The sequence below is a fragment of the Oceanobacillus zhaokaii genome, from assembly GCF_003352005.1.
In the GTDB taxonomy this organism is placed as follows: Bacteria; Bacillota; Bacilli; order Bacillales; family Amphibacillaceae; genus Oceanobacillus; species Oceanobacillus zhaokaii.
On sequence record NZ_CP024848.1, the window covers coordinates 588,875 to 604,418 of the forward strand.

General features: G+C 36.0%; 17 protein-coding genes. 13 read left to right on the forward strand and 4 right to left on the reverse strand.

The window, feature by feature from the left end; all coding sequences use genetic code 11:
- Positions 1-15: 15 nt before the first annotated feature.
- The 5 genes from CUC15_RS03050 (at position 16) to CUC15_RS03070 (ending at position 4,230) form a co-directional block, all read left to right on the forward strand.
- Positions 16-708: a response regulator transcription factor gene (locus CUC15_RS03050; protein WP_114915311.1), complete on the forward strand. Its 693-nt coding sequence runs from the start codon at positions 16-18 to the stop codon at positions 706-708.
- Entirely contained in the window at positions 705-2,093 is a 1,389-nt protein-coding gene (locus tag CUC15_RS03055; RefSeq protein WP_114915312.1) for a HAMP domain-containing sensor histidine kinase, read from the forward strand. Before CUC15_RS03050 ends, CUC15_RS03055 begins: the two co-directional genes overlap by 4 nt.
- A gap of 13 nt (positions 2,094-2,106) precedes the next feature.
- Positions 2,107-2,730 (forward strand): PepSY domain-containing protein, encoded by a 624-nt coding sequence (locus CUC15_RS03060; RefSeq protein WP_114915313.1) that lies wholly within the window; start codon positions 2,107-2,109, stop codon positions 2,728-2,730.
- A gap of 225 nt (positions 2,731-2,955) precedes the next feature.
- Positions 2,956-3,510 (forward strand): PepSY domain-containing protein, encoded by a 555-nt coding sequence (locus CUC15_RS03065; RefSeq protein ID WP_114915314.1) that lies wholly within the window; start codon positions 2,956-2,958, stop codon positions 3,508-3,510.
- A 66-nt stretch (positions 3,511-3,576) separates the two neighbouring features.
- Complete coding sequence (locus CUC15_RS03070) at positions 3,577-4,230, forward strand: PepSY domain-containing protein (RefSeq protein WP_114915315.1); 654 nt, start codon at positions 3,577-3,579, stop codon at positions 4,228-4,230.
- A gap of 189 nt (positions 4,231-4,419) precedes the next feature.
- Here the strand turns inward: CUC15_RS03070 and CUC15_RS03075 are convergent, their stop codons facing one another.
- Positions 4,420-5,091, reverse strand: a complete 672-nt coding sequence (locus CUC15_RS03075) for a DUF421 domain-containing protein (protein WP_114915316.1) — start codon at positions 5,089-5,091, stop codon at positions 4,420-4,422.
- 180 nt (positions 5,092-5,271) lie between these two features.
- Here CUC15_RS03075 and CUC15_RS03080 point away from each other — a divergent pair, with 180 nt between their 5' ends.
- The 3 genes from CUC15_RS03080 to CUC15_RS03085 all read left to right on the forward strand — a co-directional run bounded on the left by CUC15_RS03080 (position 5,272) and on the right by CUC15_RS03085 (position 7,363).
- Positions 5,272-6,534, forward strand: coding sequence for a hypothetical protein (locus CUC15_RS03080; protein ID WP_114915317.1), 1,263 nt, complete (start codon positions 5,272-5,274; stop codon positions 6,532-6,534).
- A gap of 222 nt (positions 6,535-6,756) precedes the next feature.
- Positions 6,757-6,918 (forward strand): hypothetical protein, encoded by a 162-nt coding sequence (locus CUC15_RS19990; protein WP_162800254.1) that lies wholly within the window; start codon positions 6,757-6,759, stop codon positions 6,916-6,918.
- 172 nt (positions 6,919-7,090) lie between these two features.
- The gene (locus CUC15_RS03085) at positions 7,091-7,363 is read left to right on the forward strand and encodes a KGG domain-containing protein (RefSeq protein ID WP_114915318.1); all 273 of its coding nucleotides are present in this window, start codon (positions 7,091-7,093) and stop codon (positions 7,361-7,363) included.
- Positions 7,364-7,465: 102 nt separating this feature from the next.
- On the opposite strand, the gene CUC15_RS03090 is transcribed toward CUC15_RS03085, so the two are convergent.
- The gene (locus CUC15_RS03090; protein ID WP_114915319.1) at positions 7,466-9,073 is read right to left on the reverse strand and encodes a bifunctional metallophosphatase/5'-nucleotidase; all 1,608 of its coding nucleotides are present in this window, start codon (positions 9,071-9,073) and stop codon (positions 7,466-7,468) included.
- A 155-nt stretch (positions 9,074-9,228) separates the two neighbouring features.
- On the opposite strand from CUC15_RS03090, the gene CUC15_RS03095 reads away from it, so the two are divergent.
- The 4 genes from CUC15_RS03095 (at position 9,229) to CUC15_RS03110 (ending at position 11,539) form a co-directional block, all read left to right on the forward strand.
- The gene (locus CUC15_RS03095; RefSeq protein WP_114915320.1) at positions 9,229-9,678 is read left to right on the forward strand and encodes a MarR family winged helix-turn-helix transcriptional regulator; all 450 of its coding nucleotides are present in this window, start codon (positions 9,229-9,231) and stop codon (positions 9,676-9,678) included.
- A 167-nt stretch (positions 9,679-9,845) separates the two neighbouring features.
- Positions 9,846-10,145, forward strand: coding sequence for a glutaredoxin family protein (locus tag CUC15_RS03100; protein WP_242985934.1), 300 nt, complete (start codon positions 9,846-9,848; stop codon positions 10,143-10,145).
- A 73-nt stretch (positions 10,146-10,218) separates the two neighbouring features.
- The gene (locus CUC15_RS03105; RefSeq protein ID WP_114915321.1) at positions 10,219-10,596 is read left to right on the forward strand and encodes a YppG family protein; all 378 of its coding nucleotides are present in this window, start codon (positions 10,219-10,221) and stop codon (positions 10,594-10,596) included.
- A gap of 250 nt (positions 10,597-10,846) precedes the next feature.
- Positions 10,847-11,539: an alpha/beta hydrolase gene (locus CUC15_RS03110; RefSeq protein ID WP_114915322.1), complete on the forward strand. Its 693-nt coding sequence runs from the start codon at positions 10,847-10,849 to the stop codon at positions 11,537-11,539.
- Positions 11,540-11,614: 75 nt separating this feature from the next.
- On the opposite strand, the gene CUC15_RS03115 is transcribed toward CUC15_RS03110, so the two are convergent.
- Together CUC15_RS03115 and CUC15_RS03120 are read right to left on the reverse strand one after the other, a co-directional pair.
- A complete protein-coding gene (locus CUC15_RS03115; RefSeq protein ID WP_114915323.1) occupies positions 11,615-12,469 on the reverse strand; it encodes a DegV family protein in 855 nt (284 codons plus the stop codon).
- Positions 12,470-12,577: 108 nt separating this feature from the next.
- Positions 12,578-13,489, reverse strand: a complete 912-nt coding sequence (locus CUC15_RS03120; RefSeq protein WP_114915324.1) for a DMT family transporter — start codon at positions 13,487-13,489, stop codon at positions 12,578-12,580.
- A gap of 399 nt (positions 13,490-13,888) precedes the next feature.
- Here CUC15_RS03120 and cshA point away from each other — a divergent pair, with 399 nt between their 5' ends.
- On the forward strand, positions 13,889-15,364 hold the full coding sequence (gene cshA / locus CUC15_RS03125; RefSeq protein WP_114915325.1) for a degradosome RNA helicase CshA: 1,476 nt from the start codon (positions 13,889-13,891) through the stop codon (positions 15,362-15,364).
- Positions 15,365-15,544: the final 180 nt, after the last annotated feature.

Consider the following 15,544-nt stretch of genomic DNA (forward strand, 5'->3'; position numbering starts at 1 on the left):
AGGCAGGTGGGAAATATGAAACGTCCAAAAATCTTAATTGTAGAAGATGAGCGAAAAATAAGTCGAGTACTGGAAATTGAATTGGATTATGAAAACTACGAAACAGACGTTGCGGATAATGGCAAGGACGCGCTCCGCTTAATTAGTGAAAAAGAATGGGATTTAGTGTTGCTTGATATTATGATTCCTGAACTGAGTGGTCTTGAAGTGCTTCGCAGGGTGAGACGGACGGATGAGCATACTCCGGTAATTTTATTAACAGCAAGGGATGAAATTCATGATAAAGTAAGCGGTCTTGATTTAGGCGCAAATGATTATATTACGAAGCCGTTCCAAATTGAGGAGCTCTTAGCACGGATCCGAGTCCATTTACGAACCCCCCAAGTGAGGAAAGAAGCTGCTGATTTGCTAACTGTAGGGGAGTTAAGTGTAAATGTAAGCAGCCGTGAAATCATCAGGGATGGGAAGCAAATTGAGCTTACACCACGTGAGTTCGATTTGCTTGTTTACCTGCTAGAAAATAAAAATATCGTCTTGACTAGGGATCAGCTAATTGAACAAGTATGGGGATTCGATTATTATGGTGATACGAATGTGGTTGATGTTTATATCCGCTATCTGCGTCAAAAGATTGATAAAGGATTTGAGTCACCTTATATTCAAACAATACGTGGTGTCGGCTATACAATAAAGGAACTTGATAAATGAAGCTAAAGACGAAAATACAGCTCTTTTCCAGTTTATTGATGCTAATTTTAATCATTCTTGTTAATGTAGCGATTTACTATTTATTTTATCAAATGACAGCAGATAGTGAATTAGAGCAATTATCAGAGCAAACGAATAGCCTTTTCGAAACATTGGCGAAAAATCCAGAAATCAGTGAACCGGAAGCAGAAAATCTGCTAAGGGCTTATGTACCCGCAGATGGAATCATTCGTGTGATTGATAAGAATGATAATCACATCCATCAGCTGATGAAATTAGGGAAGTATAAGACATTGCCGTGGAGATATTCGACTACAGAATCACGGGAACTGGTACAAAAGGATAATGCACCAGATATTGCAATAGTGACGAAGCCAATTATTTGGAATAGTGGGGAGCATGCAGGGGAAATTGTGACCGTACAGGTTGCGAACCATTTAATTCCACTTCGTGAAACGATGCAAACATTATTCTTTGTCCTGTCGATATTATTTGTCATTATGCTTATTCCAATTTTCATTGCGGGAAATGTATTAAGTAAATTTCTTTTACTCCCGATTAAACAATTAATCGAAACGATGAAGGAAAATACAAAGCATGCAAAATGGAAGAAAATTAATGTTGAGAATCGCTCGAAGGATGAATTATTTGAGATGGAAATGACCTTTAATGAAATGATTGAATATTTAAAGGACAACTATGAAAAACAGGAGATGTTTGTTTCCAACGCTTCTCATGAATTAAAAACGCCCATTCAAATTGTGAAGAGCTATGGACAATTACTTGCACGGCGAGGACGCGAAAATCCAGAGCTTTTTCAAGAAGCAGTTGATGCGATTGATTCAGAGGCGGACCGGATGCAAAAGTTGATTGAGCAGATGTTATTATTGGCTAAGAATACACAAGCAGCGGCAATGCAGCAGGTTAACCTCGCAACCCTTGTTTCAGACACCGTTTCAACGTTTCAAGGGGCATATGAAAGGGAATTTCAATTTAAGAAAGATACCGATACGATTTTTGTAAATGGAAATTATGGTCAATTAGAACAGATTATTTATATTCTTATTGAAAATGCTCTGAAATATAGTAAGGACAAAATAGAGATTCAGCTTTCCCAGCGAAAAAATTTAGCAATATTTGCCGTTAAGGATTATGGACAAGGAATACCGGAAGCAGAGCAATCAAGGGTATTTGACCGTTTTTACCGTGTTGATAAGGCAAGAAGCAGGGATACAGGTGGAACAGGACTCGGTTTAGCAATCGCTAAGACAATCGCAGATCAGCATCAGGGAACATTATCTGTGAAAAGTATGCCTGGTGAGGGATCGACTTTTTCATTGGTATTACCAGTTGATAAAGTAGTGAAAGACGAAATAACAGATTGAAACGGGTGTTAAAATGACAAAGAAATTAGGAATCATCATAGCAAGTTTCGTCGTCATTATCATTGTTGGGATTAGTATTTTTCTATGGAGCGGCTCTTCTAAAGAGCCCAAGCTATCAGCGGCTGAGATTCGAGGGTTAGTAGAGAGTCAGTACCCTGGAAAGGTTTCGGAACCGGCATTAGTCGCAGATGAGGACGGAGCAATATATGAAGTAACTTCGAACAATGGTGACAAGTCCTATGATATCAGAATGGACGGTAATACGGGTGAGGTATTAGCGATTGATATGAAGGACAATGCCGCAGAAACAACGAAAAAGGATGAATCAGCAGAAGAAGAGCAAAATGCAACAAAAGAAAATTATGAGTCAGAAGATACAAATAAAGAAGAGCTGACGGAAAGTCAAGAAAGCAAACAGCAGGATGCTAGTAAAGCAGTAATCAGCCAAGAGGAGGCAAAGAACATTGCCTTGCAACAATTTAATGGTACATTTGAACAAATAGAACTTGATGAAGATGACGGTCGTTTAAGCTATGAAATTGAGATGAAAAATGAGACCGGAGAAGCAGAAATTCTAATTGATGCTTACACGGGAGAAGTTATACTCTTAGATATTGAAATGGATGATGAAGATTAAGGGAGGAGCTGCTAGAGAAATCTAGTGGCTTATTTTTTTTTTACATAGAAGCGAGATGATTCGCATTGTAAAGCAGGCTATGTACAGCAATTAAATCTGCAGCAATTATATCTGTGTCTTCGTAAATCCAAATTATTTTCTCATCAAATTCTAATCTTTCTCACACCTTCTTTTCATTCGTGGTGGATATGATGAAATTAATAAGAAAACAAGGAGGAATAAGAAATGAAAAAGAAAGTTGGAATTGTTGTTGCATCATTGGTAGGTATTGGATTATTAGGGTTTGGGGTGTATCAAACGGATGCAGCACCAGCTGATCCGCAATTATCCTCAGCAGAAGTTAGAGAATTAGTTCTTGCACAGCATTCGGGGGAAATTACAGAATTTGAATTAGAAAAGGATTTTAATAAAGCAGTCTATGAAGTAGAAGTGATAAGTGATGGAATTGAATACGACTTGAGGCTTGATGGAGATTCTGGAGAAGTATTAAGAACAAAAGAAAAAGAGCTAGCGGAACAAGTGGAATTTACGGATGACGATTCAGATGGTCTAGATGAAGTGAAAAACGAAAACCAAGCTAACGGAGAGAAAATCAACCTTCAAAAAGCAGAAGAAATTGCCTTAAATGAATTCCCAGGTACAGTAAACCAGCTAGAACTCGACGAGGATGATGACCGACTTATCTATGAAGTTGAGATAAGCAATGGAAAAGAGGAAGCTGAAATTGAAATCGATGCATTCACAGGAAATATTCTAGAATTAGACACCGATCGAGATTAACCTTAGTCACTTCCTTCCATTCTAAAAATGGAAAGCAAATAACAAAAAAACAAGGAGGAATTAGAAATGAAAAAGAAGTTAGGGATTACAGTTGGAGCAATGGCGGTTGCGGGATTAATCGGTTTAGGATTTTCTCAGACTGGAGTTGTAAATGCAGATCCAGCACTCAATGTAGATGAAATTAAGACAAAAGTGACTACTCAATATCCAGGAACAGTCACGGAATTAGAACTTGATGAAAGATCAAATAAGGCGATTTACGAAGTAGAAATTAAGAATGGCAACAAGGAATATGAATTAAAAGTTGATGGGAATAATGGTGAAGTTCTAGATCTTGATGAAAAAGTAGTTAAAAACAAACCTTCTGATGTAACAATCGTCGAAAAGGAAACATTAAATGCAAGTAAAGTAACAGATGATGATGACGAACAAAAAAAGAATGATGACCAGAGAAAAGATGACGATGACAAAGATTCAGCCGTTCAAAAAACAGTTGCACCAAAACCTGCAAAAAAAGCGGTAATTGGCGATGAAAAAGCGAGAAGCATTGCTGCTAGTCAATTTTCTGGTTCAATCGTTGAACTTGATCTTGATGAAGATGATGGACGATTAATTTATGAGATTGAAATGAAGAATGGCGATAGTGAGGCAGAAATCGAAATCGATGCATACACTGGAACAATTCTAGTTATTGATATCGATCACGACGATGATGAATGAGAGCAATAGAAATTGAAAAAAGAAGCTGATCCTAGGGGTTAGCTTCTTTTGATTATAAAGAGACTTCGTTTTACTTGAGCTCTATCAGAATAAAATCTTCTCACTACAGATGAATCAGTTCCAAGAGTTTAATATGATTCCCCCTCAAGAAGAAAATGTAAATATGAAATAGAAACATGATAATGATACCTACCGTTCTACCCCTCTAACAACAAAACCATACATATTAGACCATTCAGCATAATAAATCTTGCTTAAGTCTTTATATCCCTCTTCATATAATTGGGCTCTTAGCCATTCCTCATCTTTACCAATCGATTCTAGTGTTTTTCTTTCAATTTTTCCTTCATCAATCAGTAAATAAGATAAAGAGGTATCTTTGGTTTCGATGGAAAGCATTTCGGCTGTCACGGGTGATTCACTTTTCATTATACTTAATTGTCCACTTGGCTCTAAGATTGCATACTTCACTTCTTTTAAAGAAAATATTCCCTGTTGACGGAGCATCGTTCGAAGTTGTTCGGATTCGAGTTTATTCTTTTTAAGCTCTTTCACATCGAGTTCACCATCTGTAACTATAATGGAAGGTTCTCCTTTCAATACGGGGCGAATCTTTTCAAATTTCCTTACAATCATTTCAATTATAAAGATTAGAATTGCCCATAATGCTATTGCGTAAAGTACATCCCACACACTCACCAAATCATCGTAAACCGATTCTTCAAGCAGGCCACCAAGGACTAATAGGTATACAAAATCAAACGGTGTTATCTGTGATAGCTCTTTTTTCCCCAACAGTCGGATAACAAGTAACAAAGCTATGAGTCCAACAATTATTTTTAATGTTATTGTAGTTTCCATGATAATCCCTACCTTTTACATATTGTTTATTGAGTTTAATCTTGTATTTCCCTTTATTTTCATTTACTAACCTTGGAGTCTAATAGCCGTTACAAAAAGAATGCAGTAAGCTAATCTGTTTTCGTTTCATATGTCTTGATAAGTGATACATATATAGTAAGAAAAAAAGGAGGTACTCTCATGACAGCTGAAGTAGTAGTAATGAATAAGCGGGGTTTGTCCATGGCTGCTGACAGTGCGATAACAAGCGGCGGTGAGGGTGTGCAAAAGGTATATAATACAGCGAATAAATTATTTTCTTTATCGAGTGACCATCCAGTCGGAATTATGGTCTATGGTGCTGCATCCTTTATGGAGGTGCCCTGGGATGTCATTATTAAATCGTATCGGGATAATTTAGGTAAAGAGAAATTTGCAGATTTAACGGATTATGCTGAGGATTTGCTGAACTTTTTACGTCATGATAATCGATTTAAAAATGAGGAAGTGGAAGAAATAATCGTCTACCGCATATTTTCCGATAATTTAAAACGTATCGTAAAGGAGGTGGAGGAAACCATCGTCAATGAGAATAATACTGGTAGTAATGTTTCTCCAAAAAAAGTGACCGATTGGTTAGTTGATTGTGTAAGTAGAAATATAAAATCATATAAAAATGAGGAAAAGTCCTTTTTGGAGCTAAACTATGAAGCATTTAAAGAGAGATTTGGCACAGTAATAGATGAAGTAAAAGATGAATTGATTATGTATGAAGTTCCTGATAATCTGGCTGAAAAATTCTATATGCTTGCTTTTGAAGCAACGAAAAAGGATTACTTCAGCATAGGAAGCACCGGATTAGTGATTGCAGGTTTCGGAGAAAAAGAGATCTTCCCTCATCTATTAAATTACAGATTGGAAGGCTTTGTATTTAACCAATTGAAATATAAAAAGCTAAAGGACAAGAAAATCAGTTATACATCAGATAAAGAGGATGGTACTGCATCTGTTACAGCATTTGCTCAACGGGAAATGGTGGATTCATTTATCAGCGGGATGGAGCCAAATATGGAGGAAGTCATATTCGATATCATTGCTAAAGTATTAAAAGATTATCCAAACCAAATCCAACAACATTTGTCGATTCATTTTACAGACGAACAGGTTACAGACCTACAAAAGATGGGTAAAGAAGTATACGAATCCATTGAGGATACAATAAAGGAATATCAACAAACGAATTATATTGAGCCATTACTCGGTGTTGTCAGATCCTTGCCAAAAGAAGAGTTAGCAGATATGACAGAAACGCTGGTAAATCTTACTTCCTTTAAACGTCGTGTCACAAGAGCGACAGAGTCTGTTGGTCCACCAATTGATGTTGCCATCATAACTAAAGGCGATGGTTTCGTGTGGATGAAACGGAAAAACTATATGAATTCTGAAATAAATGCTCGATTATAAAAAGAACGAAAGCGCAAGCGCCCGTTTAGCGACGTACGGACTGGACTGAACCGTAGGAGATAAAGGAAACACGACGACCGGTGGGAGTCGATGTTGACTTATCGTACGAAGGTGAGGGAAGTCTCGCTAGTCGCTGGGCGCTGGAGCTGGATGTGGCCGATCCTGTCATAGGAATTACATGGAGAAATTTATTTACTATGAACGAAAGGAAGGGGTGAGCATGTGGTTTCCAAAGAAAAGAAGTTAAAAAAGGATTCATATTTTAGTTTGCCAACCGAGGATCGCATCAATTTTGCATTGGAAGATAAAGAAAGAGAAGAAAAAGATACAGCAGCTGAAAAGGTATTCGAGAAACTGAACAAAGGAAGTAATAAGAAAGATTAATTAGAACTTTATCTATTTGTTTCGAAGGGTAAAGTAAATTGCAGCAAATCATAGTACTTCACTCCGATTACAAAAATATTAGAGAAAGAATTTAATGTTTAAAGATTTTCATACGTGGAATATAACTAATGTACGAGCAAGACTATCAAATATTGAGAGGAGTTATTAACAAATGGCTAAAAACAATAATGGTAAGATGTCTCGTGAACAAGCAGGAGAAAAAGGTGGAAAAGCAACCGCAAAAAATCATGATCAAGAATTTTATGAGGAAATTGGTCAAAAGGGCGGAGAAGCAACCGCAAAAAATCATGACCAAGAATTTTATGAGGAAATTGGTCAAAAAGGTGGGGAAGCTACCGCAAGAAATCATGACCGAGAGTTCTATGAGGAAATCGGTCAAAAGGGCGGAGAAGCACGTTCTCGTCAACGAAAAAATAATAATTAAAATTCATAATGACGAAACTGAATTTGTATGATAAAAAAGGAAAGGGAGCTAAATTCCCTTTCCTTTTTGGGTTTGTTAAAAAGCTGTAGCTTAAAGGTGATTTTAAGATTTATCCGTAGTCCCTAAAAAATTATCAGATTTTATAATGAAATTATTTACTGCATGCGCCTGAACCGTTTTATTCTTTTTAAAATAAGCATGAATTAATTCTACTGTGTCCCTTTGGATCTCCTTCTTCACAGGTTTATTTCTGAACATCAAATAATCTCCGCCACCTGAAGCACGGTAATTATTTAAAACAACATTATAAGGTTTATTTTCTACAAGATTTTCTCCATGATATTTTATTGATTCCACCCTTGACCCGATTGGATTCGCTACATTAATCACATATTCAATCCCTTCCCACATATCATAATTATAGTGCTGTGGCTTAGGCTCGAGATAAGTATGATTAACGACTATTTGACCGTGTTCATTTAACATAAAGTAGGCAGCGCTTTTTTCTAATGCTGCTTTAATATCTTCCCCAGTTAATTCAAGTATAACAAGGGTATTCGGGTACATATAGTTTTCGACGATGTCTCTCATCGTAACAGTGGGACCAAATCCAGTTGAAGTATTATTTAGTAAAGCGGTAATCGAGATATCCACCCCACTGACATCGATTTGCACATCCTGAATAAATTGTATAAATGCATGCTTTTTAATTCGAGCTTGGAGTGGATCTGTAATTCTCATGTCCCCTTCAATATTACCGACTGGCTGATCAAGCCAATTTTGTGTAGATTCTTCTAGTTCCTCCATATAGTCGATCACCCAAGGGTCTGGCTCAATATTTTCCAATGTGCGGAGATGTCCTTGTATATCAGAGATTTGCCAATGATTATTGTTCTTCTCAAGCTTGATCTCAATTTCACCATAGGCACGCCCGTTATTGCCAGGCTGGATAACAAGTACACCATTACACTTGCTTATGAGTGTCCGGTGTTGGTGACCGGTTAATAGGACGTCAATACCATTTATCTGTTCACACATTTGATATCCTTGGTTCTCACCGGTCAACGTTTCAGTTGGTTCCCCAGTTTTCGGATCACGTTCTAATCCACCATGGTAAGCGGCAATTAGCACATCTGGTTTATCTGATTCACGAATATGATTTACCCATTTTTGTAATGTGGAGAAAGCATCGGCAAATTGAATATCTTTAATATGATTTGGCGATTCCCAATTTGGAATGTAGTGAGTTGTGACTGCAACAATTGCCACTCTTACTCCATTTGATATTGTTTTAATGATATAGGGCGGTCCAAATAGCGGATCACCACTATTTAAATCCAATACATTTGCCGAAATCCAGGGATAATTGGATTGATTATACGCATCTATTAGAACTTTTTTACCAAAATTAAACTCATGATTACCAATGACACCTGCATCAATCTCTAATTGATTAAAAATCCCTATCATAGGATTTTCTATGTTTGCAGCATGATTTACATAATAAGTCATTAATGGTGTCCCTTGTATTAAATCCCCATTATCAAGAACAATAACATCTTTATTCCTTGCTCGTGATTCTTTCACGACTGTCGCGTATTTTGCAAGTCCTATGTCTGCCTTTTTACTTGTTCCATATAACATCGGCAGAACATGTCCATGAATATCACTCGTATATAGAATATTGACTTTTGCAGTCTTGTTTGTCATTTTAGTAAATCCTCTCTATTTTAATTCGGATTTCAAAAGTTTGTATATATCCATTATACAAATTTCTGCTCTGTTCACAGGGGAATTACAAATTTTGTTGATTTCGCCGATAAAAAGAATAGGACTTATTTATCAGTAAAAAAGGGGTAGAGAAGATGAATCAGATGGAACAAAAATTAAATGATACATCATTAAAGCTGTTTGTTACCTTGTCTAAAGCATATCAATCCGTGATGGAACGCGCAGAAGCAGATATTAAATCTAGAGGACTAAATTTTACCGACTTTGCAGTATTGGAGCTTCTTTACCATAAAGGGCAGCAGCCTTTACAGAAAATAGGTAAAAAGATTTTAATCACAAGCGGCAGTATTACATATATCGTTAACAAGCTAGAAAAATTGGGGTACATCAAGCGAAATCCATGTGAAAGTGATAGAAGGATTACTTATGCGAGCATTGATCAAAAGGGCGAAGAATTATTGGATGAGATCTTCCCGGAACACAGGAAAATGATTCAAGACATAATGTCAGCTTTGAGTGAAGAGGAGAAAGAGATGGCGACTCAGTTATTAAAGAAATTAGGTACATCAATCAGAAAGATTTAAATGTTCTTCATTAATCAGGAGTACTAAATTGCATCAGAAATATTATGATACAAATATTAAGTTTTTGTATTAAAATCGTTTATTATATGTAAAAATTGGGTATTTATTACCTGTACAGATAAAATGCTGTCTATGCATTAACTTTACAATCAGGAAGAGGGATCATCTTGAGTAATGAAAATGTGATTATCTACATTAGTGAGAATAATCCAGATTGCAACAGTGTATTGAATCTAATGGATAAATTGGAGGTAAGGTACAAAACGAAGAATGTAACAAAAAATGAACTATATTTACAGGAACTGCAAAATGAAGGAATTTTTGGAACACCTGCAACGTTTATTGAGGATAGAAGATACCCTATTCTAGGATTTCAAAAGGAAAAGCTAAAAGTAGCATTAGGTAAAGAGGATGATAGGTCAACTATTAATAGCTCGCGTTCTAAATGCGGAGGATATGGAAATTAAAGGTCGAATACACATGTTTAGCAATTAATGCATACTTTATTATAGAAATGATTAAGTAAAGAGGTGTATATCGATGAATTATAATCCCTCCTATTTTCAGGGCGAGCCCGTCTATCCACAAACTAACTTTCACAATAATATATACTCTCAACAACCATTCCAGCAAAACTACCCAATCAATAGCCCAAAAATACAACAAACACCTTATGACTATTTCCAAAAGCCACAGCAACCATTAAACTGGGCAAATCAAGCAGCAACGAACCCTAATTTCGCACAGTCTCCAAATGGGGGACCAGCCAGTAATTTCAAATCTTATTTTCAGGATGAGAAGGGGCAAGTTGATTTGGATAAGATGTTATCAACCGTTGGCCAGATAGCTAGTACCTATCACCAAGTCTCACCTATAATCCAACAATTCGGTTCGATTATTAAAAACTTTAGAACATAAACATTTTGAAGCTGATGGTGTTAGCAATAATACAGGTCAGCTTTCTTTTTTCTTTATATAAATTTAATCCATTCTATTATCGCCGATCTAATCTGTGACTCGCATTTGCTGCTCTGATTAACGACAAGTAGTAATATAAAAAAATTGTAAAAATTAGTGAAGGAGTGAGCAATTTCTAACTAAATGGTAAAAAGTTATAGGATAATAGTAGATAGGCTGACACATATTAAACGAAAAGGAGTAATGATTAATGATTGGATGCTTAGTAATTCATGGATACACTGGTGGACCGTATGAAGTGGAACCATTAGCAAATTATTTGAAAGAAAACACTGATTGGCATATTGAAGTACCGACATTGCCAGGTCACGGACTGGAGCTGCATCTCGAAAATGCATCATATAAAGACTGGATTACAGCAGCCGAGAATGAGCTTAAAAAAATGAAGCAAGACTTTGATGAAATATACTTAATTGGTTTTTCTATGGGAGGTATGATTGCAGCCTATTTGGCAGCAAAATATAATATCGATAAGCTTGTACTGTTAGCTGCTTCTGGTAAGTATTTGAACTTTAGACAAATCGCTTTAGATATTGGAGCTGTAATCGGTGATGGAATTAGAGGAACCCTTGGTGAAAATAAACTGTATCTCCACTATAAAAAGAAGCTGAGTGCACGGGCGATTCCAATGCGGGCAAATATTGAATTTATGAGGTTAGTTAAATTCACTCGACGTTATTTAAAGAAAATTAATTCACAAGTGTTAATTGCTCAGGGTCAACTAGATGGAATGGTACCTTATAAAACAGCATATTTTTTGGAGAAAGAAATTCTCTCTGAGAAAAAAGAAGTCGTATTCTTTGACCAATCACGGCATCTTATTTGTCTGGGAAATGATCGGGATACGTTGAATACATTGGTATATGATTTTTTAGTAAATTAGAAAGTATAAATTCTATTTTAACGAATACGTACAAATAAGGCTGTCACCCTAACAGTTTGGTGACAACCAAGTTTTCTAATCTTTAAAAAAGGCAATAACCAATGCACCTTGCCCACCATAAGTGGAAATAAGCGGTCCAGTTTCCGTTAATAGAGCATCTTTAAATGCATACTTATTTCGAATGTCGGCAAGCACTTTTTTTGCACGCTGCTCATCATTGCAGTGTGTCATTGCAATTACTTTGTTTTCAACATTTTTCGTGTACTCGCCAATCTGATCGATAAAGCGTCTAATTGATTTTTTATCTCCCCGGATTTTTTCCATCACTTCAATTGTTCCCTCGTTACTGCCACGCATAAGTAATTTGATATTAAGGGTTTTTGCAATTTTTCCTTTTACTTTATCTAATCGCCCACCTAGTACTAGGTTATCAAGGGTTTTCAATACGAAAAGAGTTGTAATATGCTCGGTACATTCTGTCAGATGGCTTGTTAGCTGCTCAAACGTATAACCTTCTTCTATCTTATCTTTTGCTTCTTGAAGCAAAAGTGTAATCCCGCTTGATGCTGTTTTTGTATTGATTACTTCAATTTTGCGATCAGGTTCCTCTTCAAGCAACATATCTTTCCCTGCCAACGCATTCTCATACGTGCTGCTCAATCCTTTTGAGATGCTTAGCATTAGGATTGGAGTATTGGGATCAACCTTCTTATATTCCATATAGAAATCATTCGGACTTGGAGCAGCCGAACGAGGTACTTCCTTTAAATCCTTTACTTTCCTGTAAAAACCTTCTAAATCTAATGTGACACCGCTTTTATATTCTCCATCACTAAAATTTATATATAAAGGAATAACTTTAATATCAATGGTATCGTTTAATTGCTTAGGAATATCAGCACCACTGTCTGTCATTAGTTGAATTGTCATGGTAACACCTACTTTATTGTTAATGTTAATAGTATATCAGCAAATAGGAATAAGGTAGTATTATTTGCACGCCTTTCTGTGTCAATTATACGAATCATCGTACTGAATTTATTTTCTTGCTTTTTTAGAAATAGTGAACTCTATTTTCTTAGTTGTGCTGACAATAAGCAAGAGTAAACCAAATATAATAATCGAGCCACCCAAAACCTGATACCAAGAAACCATTTCATTTAATATAAGCAAGGCTAGAATTGTTGCACCCACAGGTTGAAATGTAATAGCGAAAGAAATAGTTGAAGTGTTCATCCACTTTGCAGCCCAATTAAATAAGTATTGACCGAAAAAAGTTGGAACAATTGCGAGTGCAATAAATACCCACCAATAATGTACAGGAAAACTAACGAAAGAATGCTGTTGGCCTATATTATAGATAGTTAATACAACTAAACCAACCGAAAACACGATAAATGTATGGGTGATGAATGATACGCGTCTTCGCATTGGCTGTGCAAGCAGCTGAAAAATAGAGAATGCAATTGCTGCTAGAATTGCAAAAATATCTCCATAAAAGACGTCAGTTCCTAATAAGAAGTCCCCACGTAGAATAATTGCATTCCCAAATAATATAATGATTGCACTAATAAATGCACCTGAGGATAATTTTTCCTGACGAAAGATAAAAGGCAGCAGTAAAGTAAAGATAGATTGTAATGTAAGTATCAAAGCTGAACTCGAAACAGATGTACGTTGTAAGGACTCCATGAATAGAATTAAATAGATCGTTAAGAAAATCCCTGAGATAATCAAGTTTAGCCAATTTTTCCACGTATTAGATTGAAATTCATGTTTATATTTTGTAACGATAGTTGGACTCATAATAATTACGGCAATTAATAGCTGATAATTAGCTATGATTGTAATAGGTGCTCCACTTGCTAACTTAATAAAAATAGCTGTAGTTGAAATTGCAATAACACCGATGATAACAGCTATATATGGATTAAATGGAGAAATACGCATCGAATTTTAACTTCCCTTTCACAATAGAAGTATTGAATGATTATTATTTTTATGTTGAATAATTTAGTTCAACCCTAAGATTGATACCACCAAGTATGTCCCATTTTAACATGATGCAGAAAAAATTAACATTAATCCGGCAAGAAGTAGCTAACATTACTTTAATTATGCTATACTTGTACAAGCATTAGTTTTGAGGCCTCTTACCTAAATTGGTGAAGCCTTTTTTGTACTTTACAATGAAACGTAAATATATGATACGAGTTATATATTATATTCTTAAAAAAGTTAAGTTTACCTTATTACAAACTGGGAAAACTATATAAAGAATAAAGTATGAGAAAAACCAGGGCCTCTTTTGCGAATAAATTTTTCACAAAAAAAGGAGTAGACAATTCATTGACAACATTTAAAGAAATAGGTGTTTCAGCACCTGTCATGAAAGCATTAGAAAAAATGGGATTTGAGGAAGCAACACCAATTCAAGCAGAAACAATCCCACTTGCACTTGATGGACACGATGTAATCGGACAAGCACAAACAGGTACAGGTAAAACAGCAGCATTTGGTATTCCAATGATCGAGAAATTCGATTCAAAATTAAGAAAGATCCAAGGTTTAGTAGTGGCCCCTACAAGAGAGCTTGCAATTCAGGTTGCAGAAGAAATAAACCGACTAGCAAAATTCAAAGGTGTTCGTGCATTAGCAATTTACGGTGGATCACCTATGGACCGCCAAATTCGTGCATTAAAAGATGGCCCACAAATTGTTGTAGCAACACCGGGAAGATTGCTTGACCATATGCGCAGAAGAACGATTCACATTGAGAACGTTCAAGTAGCGGTACTAGACGAAGCGGATGAAATGCTAAACATGGGATTCATTGATGATATTCGTGATATTCTTAAAGGAATTCCTGAAGAGCGTCAAACATTATTATTCTCTGCTACAATGCCAAGAGAAATCCGTGATATTGCTTCTAAGTTAATGAAGGAACCAAAAGAAGTTAAAGTAAAATCAAAAGAGATGACTGTAGAGAATATTGATCAATTCTTCATCGAAATTCCAGAGAAGTACAAATTCGATACGTTAAATAATCATTTAGATATTAATTCACCGGAACTCGCAATCGTTTTCGCTAGAACGAAGAAGCGTGTTGATGAAGTTACTGAAGGATTACAAGCAAGAGGATACCGTGCAGAAGGAATCCATGGCGATTTAACACAAGGCAAACGTATGTCTGTTCTAAATAAATTTAAAGGCGGACGCTTAGATGTATTAGTTGCAACAGATGTTGCTGCTCGTGGACTGGATATTTCTGGTGTAACTCACGTTTATAATTTTGATATTCCACAGGATCCAGAAAGCTATGTACACCGAATTGGACGTACAGGTCGTGCTGGACGTACAGGAGAAGCAATTTCATTTATCACACCAAGAGAAATTGCGCATTTACACTTAATTGAGAAAGTTACGAATAGTAAAATGAAACGATTAATGCCTCCTACTAACCAAGACGCTCAAAGAGGCCAACAACAAGTAGCGATTGATAAACTGCAAAAAACAATCGATAAACAAGATTTAAAATCATATCATGAAGCGGCAAATGAATTATTACAAGATAATGATTCGATTACTGTCATTGCAGCTGCATTGAAATTATTAACAAAAGAACGCAGAGATACCCCTGTTAGAATTTCTTCAGTAGCACCAATTAGTGTGAAGAAAGCACATGGCTCTGATAAACGTCGTTCAAATAATAATCGTTATGGTGGACGTAACCAAGGTTCTAGAAATCAAGGCGGCGGACGAAACCAAAGTGGAGGAAGAAACCGCAAAGGAAACTTCCAAAAACGCAGAAATCGCGATCAATAAAAATGAACAGAAAAAAGCTCCTATTTATTAGGAGTTTTTTTTATTAACTCAAAGATACCAATATAATTGAAAATACGCTGATATATTTGCCGAACAAGCCGATATATTAGAGAAAGACGCCGATATCCACTGCGTGCACGCCGGTATATGGCAAATGTTTAGTATCATTATTAAATATTC